At 43.4% G+C, this 12,352-nt stretch carries 16 protein-coding genes; all 16 read right to left on the bottom strand.

What is annotated here, in order from left to right:
- Positions 1 to 26: 26 nt before the first annotated feature.
- The 16 genes from fliL to codY all read right to left on the bottom strand — a co-directional run bounded on the left by fliL (position 27) and on the right by codY (position 12,321).
- Positions 27 to 455, bottom strand: coding sequence for a flagellar basal body-associated protein FliL (gene fliL / locus EV146_RS10295; protein WP_121609254.1), 429 nt, complete (start codon positions 453 to 455; stop codon positions 27 to 29).
- Positions 445 to 666, bottom strand: a complete 222-nt coding sequence (locus EV146_RS10300; protein WP_132005525.1) for a flagellar FlbD family protein — start codon at positions 664 to 666, stop codon at positions 445 to 447. The genes fliL and EV146_RS10300 overlap by 11 nt, the downstream gene beginning before the upstream one ends.
- A 91-nt stretch (positions 667 to 757) precedes the next feature.
- Complete coding sequence (flgG, locus tag EV146_RS10305; protein ID WP_132005529.1) at positions 758 to 1,552, bottom strand: flagellar basal body rod protein FlgG; 795 nt, start codon at positions 1,550 to 1,552, stop codon at positions 758 to 760.
- 74 nt (positions 1,553 to 1,626) lie between these two features.
- Entirely contained in the window at positions 1,627 to 2,019 is a 393-nt protein-coding gene (locus EV146_RS10310) for a TIGR02530 family flagellar biosynthesis protein (protein ID WP_132005532.1), read from the bottom strand.
- 17 nt (positions 2,020 to 2,036) lie between these two features.
- Positions 2,037 to 2,459, bottom strand: coding sequence for a flagellar hook assembly protein FlgD (gene flgD, locus EV146_RS10315; protein ID WP_121609258.1), 423 nt, complete (start codon positions 2,457 to 2,459; stop codon positions 2,037 to 2,039).
- Positions 2,460 to 2,468: 9 nt separating this feature from the next.
- Positions 2,469 to 3,800: a flagellar hook-length control protein FliK gene (locus EV146_RS10320; protein WP_132005535.1), complete on the bottom strand. Its 1,332-nt coding sequence runs from the start codon at positions 3,798 to 3,800 to the stop codon at positions 2,469 to 2,471.
- Between the two features lie 16 nt (positions 3,801 to 3,816).
- On the bottom strand, positions 3,817 to 4,407 hold the full coding sequence (locus tag EV146_RS10325; protein WP_132005538.1) for a MotE family protein: 591 nt from the start codon (positions 4,405 to 4,407) through the stop codon (positions 3,817 to 3,819).
- A gap of 8 nt (positions 4,408 to 4,415) precedes the next feature.
- Positions 4,416 to 4,859, bottom strand: coding sequence for a flagellar export protein FliJ (gene fliJ, locus EV146_RS10330; RefSeq protein ID WP_132005541.1), 444 nt, complete (start codon positions 4,857 to 4,859; stop codon positions 4,416 to 4,418).
- A 5-nt stretch (positions 4,860 to 4,864) separates the two neighbouring features.
- On the bottom strand, positions 4,865 to 6,178 hold the full coding sequence (gene fliI, locus EV146_RS10335; protein ID WP_132005544.1) for a flagellar protein export ATPase FliI: 1,314 nt from the start codon (positions 6,176 to 6,178) through the stop codon (positions 4,865 to 4,867).
- Entirely contained in the window at positions 6,179 to 6,940 is a 762-nt protein-coding gene (fliH, locus tag EV146_RS10340; RefSeq protein ID WP_132005547.1) for a flagellar assembly protein FliH, read from the bottom strand.
- Positions 6,933 to 7,949 carry a flagellar motor switch protein FliG gene (gene fliG / locus EV146_RS10345; RefSeq protein WP_121609264.1) on the bottom strand — a complete coding sequence of 339 codons (1,017 nt, stop codon included), beginning with the start codon at positions 7,947 to 7,949 and terminating at the stop codon, positions 6,933 to 6,935. The genes fliH and fliG overlap by 8 nt, the downstream gene beginning before the upstream one ends.
- A gap of 12 nt (positions 7,950 to 7,961) precedes the next feature.
- Positions 7,962 to 9,551, bottom strand: coding sequence for a flagellar basal-body MS-ring/collar protein FliF (gene fliF / locus EV146_RS10350; RefSeq protein WP_132005879.1), 1,590 nt, complete (start codon positions 9,549 to 9,551; stop codon positions 7,962 to 7,964).
- Between the two features lie 73 nt (positions 9,552 to 9,624).
- Entirely contained in the window at positions 9,625 to 9,939 is a 315-nt protein-coding gene (gene fliE, locus EV146_RS10355) for a flagellar hook-basal body complex protein FliE (protein WP_121609266.1), read from the bottom strand.
- Between the two features lie 12 nt (positions 9,940 to 9,951).
- Positions 9,952 to 10,401: a flagellar basal body rod protein FlgC gene (gene flgC / locus EV146_RS10360; RefSeq protein WP_132005550.1), complete on the bottom strand. Its 450-nt coding sequence runs from the start codon at positions 10,399 to 10,401 to the stop codon at positions 9,952 to 9,954.
- Positions 10,402 to 10,404: 3 nt separating this feature from the next.
- Positions 10,405 to 10,797 (bottom strand): flagellar basal body rod protein FlgB, encoded by a 393-nt coding sequence (gene flgB / locus EV146_RS10365; RefSeq protein WP_132005553.1) that lies wholly within the window; start codon positions 10,795 to 10,797, stop codon positions 10,405 to 10,407.
- Positions 10,798 to 11,541: 744 nt separating this feature from the next.
- Positions 11,542 to 12,321, bottom strand: a complete 780-nt coding sequence (codY, locus tag EV146_RS10370) for a GTP-sensing pleiotropic transcriptional regulator CodY (RefSeq protein WP_121609269.1) — start codon at positions 12,319 to 12,321, stop codon at positions 11,542 to 11,544.
- Positions 12,322 to 12,352 lie beyond the last annotated feature (31 nt).

The following is a 12,352-nucleotide window of genomic DNA, read 5'->3' on the forward strand; positions in this document are numbered from 1 at the left end:
CTGGTGTATTTTTCTACTGAACTGCCTTATTGGAGGAGAGCTTCGGTTATATAGACTTTTACGACCTTGCCTTCCTGCATAACGCCATTTAACTTGTCTTTTATCGTATCCTCAAGCAGAAGCTTTCCATCCTTGCCCTGGAGATCTTCCGCTTTTTTTTCAGAAAGTTCGTAGATAATAACGTTCCGTGTCTGGAAATCTCTTTTTTCCAGTTCTTCCTTTGCTTTCTTGCTGTCGGTCTGGATTTTAAACGAAACCCGGATATAATCATCAGTGGCAAGGTTAGCCGTGATTTCCTCAACATCTACCGAGGATTCAAGCACCTCGTCTATCCCTGGTTCCTTAGGGCCGCCTTCAGCCTGTCCCCTCATCAGGAAAAAAACTGCGGCGGCGGCTGCAAGTATGACGATACCCAGCATGATTACCAGGGACATGACAAGCTTGTTATTCTTCATATTTATTTGCCTCCGGAATCTGTATGCCAAAGAGGTTTACCGATTGGTAGAATTCTATTATTAATTGGCAGACTTGGAATTCAGTCTCTTTCACTACAAATTTTTTGCCATTTGTCAGTGTAATGGTCGTATCAGGGAAAGACTCTATGGTTTCAATAAAAAGCGCATTAATCATAAAGCTTTTCCCATTTAATCTCGTAACATTTATCACATGAAATACCTTGACTGGCCGGCCTTAACAAACTCCAGCTATTCATACTGGATGGTTCTCTCCTTTAGGTCAGCACCGTTCCTCTCTTAATCTATCGTTTTAAATTGACGAGTTCCTGTAAAATCTCGTCAGAAGTTGTAATGATCCTTGTATTTGCCTGAAAACCTCTTTGGGCGACGATCATTTCGGTAAATTCTTCAGATAGATCCACGTTGGACATTTCGAGGGCGCCACTGACTAAAGTTCCTGATCCGCCGGTTCCAACGTTTACTGAAGTACCAGCCCCGGAATTCCCGGTGGACTGAAATAGATTTCCCCCAACCTTTTCCAAGCCTTCTGGATTATCAAATACCCGTAGCTGAATCCTGCCTGCATTCGTTGTTGTACCTTGCTGATTCACATAGGTCACAACTCCATCTTGTCCAATGCTTAAGCTCTGGGCAGTAGTTGGGATTGTAATGGCCCCACCAGTTGCTCCTTGCAATTTCAGCCCGTCACCGTTAACAATATTCCTTTTGGCATCCAGGTAAAAGTTCCCGGCCCTTGTGTAATAATTCGACTGTGTAGCCTCATCCCTCACCGTAAAATAACCTTCCCCGGTAATTCCCAGATCCAATGGACGCCCGGTCGTTTGAAGGCTCCCTTGGGTATTTACGGTATCAATTGTGCCAATTTGGGAACCAAGGCCAACCTGCTTCGGATTTGTACCTCCATTAGCACCTGGTGCAGTCGCACCGGCAATAGTCTGGCTCATAAGATCATTAAAGGTTGTCCTTCCTTTTTTGAACCCAAAAGTATTGACGTTGGCAATATTGTTCCCAATCACATCTAGCTTTGTCTGGAAGTTTTTCATTCCGCTGATTCCTGAGTACATTGAACGTAACATGTATATTTTCCCCTCTCATTTTTCGGACTGCTTCTGTCGGTCCACAGCCCAGGCCCCCTTATTAGGTCCAGCCGTTAGTCAGAATCCAGCACGATTGTGCCGTTAATATTCGTGAATATTTGCTCTGAAGCTTCCTGTCGGTTCATCGCAGTAATAACCGTATTGTTTTTGGCACTTACAATCAATGCCGCATCCTTTAATAAAACAAGTGAATCATTGATCCCCATATCTTTTGCCTGCTGGACCTTTGCACCAATTTTTAACCAGCGCTCCTGATTGATATGTATCCCCCTCTGATTGAGGCGTTCCTTTGCATGCTTGCTAAGGGTAAGCTCCTCCGAAGGACTCAGAGCCTTTTGTAAATGCTTGGAAAAGGAAGTAATACCAGGACGGTTGGCCTTAACTGATCGGTATGGGTTCGGCCTGACCTGTTCAGCTTGGATTGGACGAAAGATTGGTTTATCCAACACATCACATCCTTGTTCTATTCAATTTTTATTATTTCACCAGCCACTAACGATGTTTTTCCATCATCAAGCTGATAGAGCGTCTGCCCTTCCTTTAAAGAAACGGACTTGACCTTTGCTGTTTTTTCTCCCCCTTGATCATCCAGATAGGCAATGGTTTTCCCTATCAGCATGCTTGCATCCTGTAAATTGTTTTTTTCCAGGGTTTTTAGGAACGATTCAAGAGATTTATTCATATTCGTCATTTGTTCAAGTGATGAAAAAGTTGCCATCTGGGCAATAAAGTCCTTGTCCTGCAAAGGATTCATCGGATCCTGGTTCTGAAGCTGTGTCATAAGGATTTTTAAAAAATCATCTTTCCCCAGGACATTAGATCCTGTTGTCTTTCTGTCATTTTGGATACTTGACAGCAGATAGGATGGATCAATTGTATTCGTCATATCTTTCACCTACATTTCGGTATTAAGAAGAATTTCCTCAAAGGAAGCATCCGTTTCCTTGCTGTTGTTTTCATGATCCCGTTCGGTTTCATGCTTCTCCTGTTTTCCATGCTGCTGCTGGAAATCACGGGTAAATCTCTCTTGTTGGGCAGGCTGCTGCTGAGCTATCTCAATTCGTTCAATCCCAATCCCCTGACTGGCAAAAGCCTGTCTCAGGCTGGATACCTGCGATTCCAGTACTTCTTTTGTTGTACCGCTGGAGGTTAAAATTCTGGCAATCATGGCGTCATCTTTTTGAATTAGCTCTACCCTGACACTTCCCAGGTGTTCAGGAAATAGTTTTATAGTGAGTTTTTGAGTGCCATTAACTGTATGGAAGCTTGCACGGGAAAGGATCGACTCAAATTGTTTTATGAGCTGCTCTGCTGAAACAGGCGCACCCTTATTAACCGATGTTAGGCTAAACGGCAGAGATCTTTGGACTAGCCCGACAGTAAACGTTGCCCCCGGTAAAATATCAGGCTTGGCCGGCTGCTCTTTTTCTTGCTGAGAAATCTGTTGATTATTTTTAGAAATCAAGTTTATCTCCCCAACCAAAGGGGTAAATCTATTTTGGATATATGCGAGTCTCGGGTTATGGGTTTCCCCCTTCACGATTTTTGCAAGTCTGTCCGAGAAATCAAGCAGCACCTGTTCAAGCTTGGAATCTTTCTTTCCGTAGAGTTTTTCAGGCTCTTGGATAATATGACTGTATAGTTTAACTGCCTTTACAAACTGAACATCAGACAGGCTAAGCTTGTTTATCCATTCATCTGGCGTTTTGCTGTTCATCTGCTGTGATAAATACGCAGCCAGGAGATTACTTAATTCTTCGTTTATGGAAACCTGCGCCGCTTCTGCATCCTTTTCCAGAACTTCATTAAAATCGTCGGCAGAAAGTCCTAGAACTGATAGAACCTGTTCAAAAAGCTCTGCCGTATCAGATGAAAGCAAACCATTATTTACTGATCCAACAGAAGATATACCTTGTTCTGTGCCCAATGTTTCATTCTGTGTTTTTGTTTCCGAAGGAACAAGAAACTCTGTGCCCTCTTGTCTTTGAATTGGTAGACCTGCTGCTTCCAGTTCCGGCAGATCTTTCTCTAACAGAAACTCAAGAAGGCCTTCCAAATCTTCCATCGTTACACTTTGAGGACTATTCAGTGATTCTTGGCCGCTGGCAGAAGGTATTGGAAGATTTAATGCGGCTAGCAAACCGCTGAAATTTCCATCAGGACTAGCTGTAACGGACTGCTTTGGCACCAGTGCTGCCTGTAGAGAACTAAGGTTCCCAACCTGCAATTTTATTCACCTCCTTTCAATTACTTTCATTTGTCAGCATTTCGGTATACTTTGCTGCATCCTGCGGAGACATGCTTTCCAGTATGTCAGCAAGATTTTCCGCTTTTATATTAGTTAAGATCTTTAATGCTTCTTCATCTTTAAGTTTTGTTATAATCGGGGCTGCTTTTTTGCCGGAAATCGTCTCATAGGTGTTTACGATATCCTTAAACGCCCGTTTATTTTCTGTTTGAATGGCTGTAAGTTCTTCGGTTTGTTCTTCGAGCTGCTTTTTCTCCAAATTGAGACGTTCAATTTCTGAATCTTTATTTTTCAACTGCGACTGAAGCTGTTCCAGTTTGGCTTCTTTATTCTTTATTTCTGCCTCAAGGCTGATCACCTTTTGTTCCTCTTCCTTGGCAGTTGAGGAATCGTCCCCGTTAACATATTGAGAAATGACAGGCAGTTTTGACCCCAGGCCCTTTGCTGATTCAAATATATTAATCCCTAATAACGACAGGACCACCAAAGCGAGGGCACCAGCGGAAACCAAAGGTACCACTACAACAAATAGGAACCCTTTAAACCTGCTTTTTTTCACATCTTCTCCCTCTATTTGCTTCACCATTTGTTCACCTAATTCCCTCGGCTCATAAATTGCTGAATCGAGATTTCGTCCATCACTTTATTTTCTTCTTCTTTTTCGATTGTCAGATAATGCAGATAATCCTTTTCTTTAATCTTTTGATACTTTTTTACTTCAATATTTTTCTCCATGAGCTGTGAATGCTGATAATTCATGCGGTTGCGGGCATTGATAACCATCTTTTGATAATAGTCAATCGTCTTTTCCAAATTTCCGATAAACTGTTGATGGTGGCGAATTTCCGAAACTGCCAGCCCTTTTGAAAGTTTCTCAGATTGATGTGACTCTAACACTTCCTTTTTCTTTAGAAGCTGGTAGAGGTGGTCTGCTGCTTCCTCAAATTTACGGACAGCATCCTGATAGACTGATTGAGCCTCGTCCTTTTCTCTAGTTCGAAGAGACATGATTTTTTCAAACTTATATTGATATTGCATGAGGCTCACCCTTTACCTGTTAGTTCCTGCAAACTCATAATGCTCTCGCTGATTGAGACCTTTTCGTTTGTTCCCTGTTTTAAAAATGATATAATTTGGGGGTAAAGGCGGATGGCCTCGTCTATTTCTTGAGAGGTCCCCTTTTTGTATGCACCAATATTGATAAGATCCTCGGTATTCAGGTAGGTACTTAGACGTTCTCTAAGCATTTCGGCAGCATCTCGATGCCCGGTGCCGGTAATGTTGTTCATAACCCGGCTTATGCTTTTAAGAACATTGACCGCGGGGTATTGACCCTTATTCGCCAAATTCCGATCCAATACGAAATGTCCATCCAGTATTCCCCGTACAGTATCGGCAATCGGTTCATTCATATCATCACCGTCAACAAGGACTGTGTAAAAAGCAGTAATCGATCCATGCTGGTTTGTTCCTGTCCGTTCAAGCAGTCTCGAAAGAACAGCAAAAACGGAAGGCGTATATCCCTTGGTTGTCGGCGGCTCGCCAACGGCAAGGCCAACTTCCCGCTGAGCCATCGCAACTCTTGTCACCGAATCCATCATCAGCATGACATTCAAGCCTTTATCGCGGAAGTATTCCGCAATAGCAGTTGCTGTGTACGCACCTTTTATTCTCATTAATGCTGGCTGGTCAGAAGTTGCCACAACAACAATCGAACGTTTTAGTCCCTCCGGCCCAAGGTCTTTTTCTATAAACTCACGAACTTCGCGTCCCCGTTCGCCAATCAACCCGATTACATTCAAGTCTGCGGTTGTGTTCCGTGCAATCATGCCCATCAGTGTGCTTTTTCCTACACCGCTTCCGGCAAAAATTCCGACCCGCTGCCCCTTGCCTACAGTCAGAAGACTGTCTATCATGCGCACTCCCACTTCAATCGGTTCCGAAATCGGGGGTCTGCTCATTGGGTTTGGAGGTTCCTGTTCGGTGGGTATAGATGCCAGCCCCTTGGGTAAAAGAGAGTGATCCAGCGGGAACCCAAGAGAATCAACAACCTTCCCGATCAAACCAACACCAGCTTTTACCTCTAGTGGTTTCATGGTTGTTTCCACCAGGCTGCCAGGAGCAATATTATTAATCGCTGTATATGGCATCAGGATGACCATTTCCTCTTTAAATCCCACGACTTCTGCTTGAATCATGTGCTTCCTCTTTTTACCAACGTGAATAAAGCAAACGTCCCCAACCGAGCTTTCCGGTCCTTGAGATTCGATCATAAGCCCGACAACTCTTTTTACCCGGCCATAGCGTTTATAACTGTCTATCGTGTCAATCTGTTCAATTAGGTCTGCAGCTTTCATTTATTGCTCACTCTCCAGCATTTCGTAGAGCCTTTGCTTAATTTCTTCAAGCTGGCTGTCCACGCTGGCATCAATTCGGCCGTTCCCGGTTTCAATGATGCAGCTTGTCTCTGAAAGTTCATCTTCTGGATAAATAAATAACAGGCAATCCCTAGGAAATACAGCCTCCAATTCCGCCGCATGGGACAGAAGAAAATCATAATGAACTGGATGGACATGTAGCTCAACTTCTTTATTGCCTCTGGCATTTTTCAAAGCTCTTTTGACCAGCGGCAAGAATTCCTCCGACTTGCCGGAAACACTTTCCCCAATGATTTTCTCGGCAACCTTCAATCCAAGGTCAAGTATGACGGGTTCGGCAGCTTCTAATTTTTGGTGGTAGTCCCGTTCAGCCGACGCAATGATTCCCTGGGCAAAAGCAATTTGGTCACTATACTCTTCCCGGCCTTTTTTACGGCCTTGCTGCAGCCCTTGTTTCATCCCTTCCTCATAGGCTTCCTCTATGAGTCTGGATTTCTCCGCTTCCCAGTTCTGCTGTTCCGCTATGATCTGTGCTTTTATGGTTTCTTCATGTTTGGCAGCCTGAAAAAGTATTTCCTCCGCTTTCCGCGACGCACTTTGGATCATTTTCTCTGCATCAGCAGAAGCAGTCTGGAGCAGTACTTGTTGTTCTCCCGAGACGGAACTTCCTATCATCCGGATTTCTATCACCTTTTCTTTTACGGCACCATCATGGTTAGAAGATTTTATCAGCCTAGACAATAATATCGTCTCCTCCGCCTCGTGCTACCACGATTTCACCAGCTTCCTCAAGCCTGCGGATGATGGCCACAATCCTTGATTGAGCTTCCTCTACATCGCGCAGACGAACAGGACCCATGAATTCCATTTCATCTTTAAAGGTTTCAACCATCCTGGTTGACATATTCTTAAAGACAACCTCTTTCACTTCATCGCTTGAAACTTTCAATGCCAGCAGAAGATCTTCGTTTTCACAGTCTCTGATCACCCGCTGGATTGCCCGGCTGTCAAGCGTCACGATATCTTCAAATACAAACATTCGCTTCTTGATTTCCTCGGCTAGTCCTGGATCCTGGATTTCAAGAGCGTCAAGGATTGTCCGTTCCGTGGACCTGTCGACTCCATTAAGAACCTCCACGACCGCCTCAATTCCGCCAGCCTGCGTGTAATCATGCGTGACATTTGCAGACAGCTTCCGTTCGAGAATCTGTTCGACCTCGCTGATGATTTCGGGGGACGTACTGTCCATAAGTGCGATACGTTTCGCGATATCCGCCTGCATTTCCTGTGGAAGTTCAGACAGAATATGGCCAGCCTGCGCTGAATCAAGATAGGAAAGGATCAAGGCAATTGTTTGCGGGTGTTCATTTTGAATAAAATTCAGGATTTGACCCGGATCTGCCTTTCTCGCAAAATCAAATGGCCTTACTTGAAGGGAAGATGTAAGCCTGTTGATAATGACGGCAGCCTGATCGGTCCCCAGCGCTTTTTCAAGAATGGTCTTGGCATAGCCAATTCCCCCTTGGGAAATATAATCCTGAGCCAAAGCGATACTATGGAATTCCTCAAGTATCTCTTCTTTTACAAGCGAGTCCACTTTCCTGACCCCTGATATTTCAAGGGTCAGCTTTTCAATTTCTTCCTCACTTAAGTGCTTGTAAACGGAAGCAGCTACGTCGGGGCCCATCGAAATTAAAAGAATAGCTGCCTTCTGTTTTCCGTTTAGTTTATTTGGGTCCTGTTTTGCCATGATTTGTTTCTCCTATTCCTCGGTTAGCCAAGTCCGCAATAATTTTGCAAAATCCTCGGGTTTTTCTTTCGCCATTTTTTCTAGCTGCTTTTTCCTAAGTGTTCCTTCATTATCATTCTCTCGGTTGACATCTGGCACATGTATTGGTTCCGGTATTTCATCTATTACGGCTTCTTCTGCCACAGCCTTTCTCCGCGAATGGATGAAGAGGAAGAGTACAGTCAATAGTGCTGCCAGGAGAACCCCGCCTGCCGCATATATCCACCAAGGGATACTTGCTTCAGGCTGATCGCTGAATTCGATTTTGCCATTGAAGGGCTGTACCGATACCACAATTTTTTCCTGTACGGCCTCATCCGTAAGCGCTTCGCCAGTTGTGCTTTTATCGATTGTTGTCCTAACGATCGTACCAAGTATCTTTGTTATATCGTCTACACGGTCCTGCGGCAGTGAGGCTGGATCCTCGGGATTTGGCGGCTCAACCATGACCTGGATGCCAAGGTCCCTGACTTTATAAGGGCTTTCTACTATTTCTTTCCGTATTCTATTTACTTCATTATTGATCGTTTCTTCTACTTTCTCGTAATCTCCATTGCCATTGGTGCCTTCAAGGTAGGTAGTGCCCGCATCGGCAGGGTCTTCTGCCTGCGGAACTCCTCCAGCCTGTTCTCCATTGCCAGTGAAAGTTTCCGTAATCCGCTGCGCACTGATTGCGATGCCTTCCATATTTTCTTCATCAACTGGCTGAACAAGGTTTTCTTCCCTGTTTTCCTGGGTGAAATCAATATCGGCTGTAACTGATACGATCACTTTGTCATGGCCAATCAGCGTTCCAAGCATATTCTGTACCTGGCGCTGCACATCCCTCTGAACTTCAAGCTTCACCTCATTTTGTGAAGCAAAAGAAGCGCCGCTGGAATTTTCTTCATTTTTCAAATCAAAATACTCAAAGTATTGATTCATAATGACGATATTATCAGTAGGAAGATTAGGAACGCTTTTTCCGACAAGGTGGTAAAGTGCCTGTATCTGTTCTTCTTTAAAATTGTAACCAGGACTCGTATTCAGGACGATAGAAGCAGAGGCCTGCTCAGTTTCATCCCTTACAAAGATCCCTTTTTCCGGCAGGTTGATCATGACTTTTGCATCTTTAACTCCCTCAATGCCTTTTATCAGGTCTCCCAGCTCTGTTTGCATAGCCTCCACTTTCAAAACATTGAATTCATTGTCTGTCATGCCAAGACCCGCGTTCTGGCTGAAAAACGAATAATCAATACTGCCAGATTTTGGGATACCTTCTGCTGCAAGCTCGACCTTTAATGTATCCACTGACTCCGAGGGAACCTTTATGGTTGTTCCGCCATCCGCTATCTCGGAAACAATTCCTCTGCCATCAAGACTTTCTTTAATTGCCCCTGTTTCAGATGGAGACAGATTGCTGTACAAGGGAACTAAAGTTGTCCTGCTGGTAAAATAGGCGACACTTATCCCAATCAATAAAACAAACAAAAGAGACGCAATCAGCCCGACTCGCTGCTTCCCTGTGCGCCTTTTCCAAAAATCCTGAATTGGACTTAAATACCTTTGAAGTGTTTCTTTCATCATAATCCCCCGGTTATTATGTCTCATCTTTTTTTACAGCTAATAACCGCTTCGTTAGTTCTTAGCTTTTCTATCAGACTTGCATTCTCATCATTTCCTGGTATGCCTCAACAACTTTATTCCGAACCTCCAGTGTGGCCTGCAGGGTGACACTCGCTTTTTGTGAAGCAATCATGACCTGATGGAGGTCCACATTTTCCCCATTGGCCAGCTTATTTGTCATAAGATCTGATTTTGCCTGAGTTTCATTTAAATTTTCAAGAGATTTTTTTAATACGGACGCAAAACTCTTCTGTGCTTCGAATGGTGTAGTAGAGTTGATTTTTTGAGCACCAGCCGATAGTGGCTTTATCGACTGTGATACTGGATTGAATGGACCAATATTCATTTAGGTTTCTCCTTATTTACCGATTTCCAGAGCCTTCATCATCATGCTCTTCGATGCATTAAAAACTGTTACATTTGCTTCATAAGATCTCGTTGCACTCACTAAATCAACCATTTCCCTTAAAGGATCTACATTTGGGTATGCCACATAGCCTTCAGCATCTGCGTCTGGATGTTCGGGGTTATAAACCATTTTTAAAGGGGTTTCCCGATCTTCGATGATCCTGGAAACCTTGACACCTTCTCCGGCGCCTTCTGAATCAGACCGACCCATAGCCTTATTCAGGAAGGAGGAAAACTGCCCTTCTTGCGGCTGGAGAACTGCCAGCTTACGTCGATATGGCTCACCATTGGCTGCTCTGGTTGAGTCTACATTAGCCATGTTGGAGGAAATGATGTCCATTCTTAATCGCTGGGCACTTAACGCCGAAGCCGTAGTATTCATGCTATGAAATATAGTCATTCGTTACTTTCCTCCTTTAATTACAGTCTGGATAGTATTGAATTTCCCGTTTATTCGTTCAGTCAATGCATTATAGTAAATCTGGTTAGTGGCAAGATCAGCCATTTCTTTATCCAGGTCCACGCCATTTCCATTATGGTTATAAGCAGCATTCCTGATTTTAACAGGGGCGCCCGAACCTGCGTATCCCTGAAAATTAAAATGCCTGCTGTCTGTGCGCCTGCCTTCAAACTGTGCGTTAACAGCCATTTGCAAGGATGACCTGAAGCTGACGTCCTTTGCTTTATAATTTGGAGTATCTACATTGGCGATATTTTGTGAAATCACTTTTTGTTTCATGGATGAATAGTTCATCGCACTCTCCAAAGTGGAAATTGTTCCGGAAAATAAACTCATTTTCTTTACTCCTCGTATAAATCTAAAAACTTAATTAATTGTAGAAATTTGTAGATATTTGCAGACTCGCGTCGTTACCTTCCTAATTGTAATGAATCTGAAATAATATGTCTATGCAGTTTATTATTATTTTCTTCACGTATATCGAGCGCAGCAAGTATAGGTCTAAAGTACTAATTGTTGAAATACAGACATTTTCAAGCCCCGAAAAGCACTAAATCCCTACTACATTTCGACATTTTTTGATGAAAACCACCTCTGTTATCATACTTTTTACCCAACACTATGAATCGAGCATTACTTTTATACTACATAAAAAAATCCACTATTTTGCCTTTGGAAAGTTATACCACTCATACATCGATCATAATTTTGTAATAAAATTGTCACAAAAAAAACCGTCTATCCAAAGACGGTTTCAGATTGCAGACAAAAGGGTTCGGAACGCTTCCCATTCCAAACCCCTTTTGTTGGTTAATAGAACTTTATCGAGTTTTCCATGATTAGTGTCACTAGATCCAGTTGCCCATCTGTTTCAGGTTCAAGACAGCGAAACTAAAACAAGCTAGTCTAAGGCAACCCTATCTTATTGATTTCGGAGGTTTGTTTTTTTCGAAAGCGTGTGGAACGCATATCAACATCCTCTATTTAGATGCAAAAAAGACTGCAGAGGCAATCTCGATCTTAGTCAAGATTGTCTACAGTCTAAAACCCGCCTATTTAAAGACGGGTTTTTTCAGTGCCTTAGTTTGCTTTCAGTTTTTCAAGTTCAAACAGGAACTTATCGTTCAGAACCTTTATGTAGGTTCCTTTCATACCAAGTGATCGGGACTCGATAACGCCGGCACTTTCGAGCTTGCGAAGGGCATTTACGATTACAGAACGAGTAATGCCCACGCGGTCAGCTATTTTAGAAGCGACGAGCAATCCTTCCTTGCCATTAAGCTCTTCAAAGATGTGTTCAATGGCTTCAAGCTCGCTGTATGACAGGGAACTGATCGCCATCTGTACGACTGCCTTGCTGCGGGCTTCTTCCTCGATTTCCTCTGCTTTTTCTCGAAGAATTTCCATCCCTACAACAGTGGCACCGTATTCAGCAAGAATTAGATCATCATCCTGGAAAGGCTCTTCAAGCCGGCCCAGCAGCAGGGTGCCCAGACGTTCACCGCCGCCGATAATTGGAACAATGGTTGTTAATCCATTTTGGAACAGATCCTTGTTTTCAACAGGGAATACCGTGTATTGGCTATCAACATCCAGGTTTGATGAAGTTTCCTGGATATTAAACAACCCATTAGTATACTCCTCAGGGAATTGGCGGTCCTCAAGCATCTGTTTCATACGGTCATTTTCTATTTGCTGGTTGACAGCAAATCCCAGAAGCTTCCCTCGGCGGCTGACAACAAAAATATTGGCTTCAATCACTTCGGATAAGGTTTCGGCCATTTCTTTAAAGTTAACAGGCTTCCCAGCCGCTTTTTGAAGCATAGCATTGATTTTCCTAGTTTTTGAAAGTAAGTCCATTAATTCTTCCTCCTATTTGCATTGGCAAATC

Source organism: Mesobacillus foraminis (assembly GCF_004340465.1).
GTDB classification, from domain to species: Bacteria; Bacillota; Bacilli; order Bacillales; family Cytobacillaceae; genus Mesobacillus_B; species Mesobacillus_B foraminis.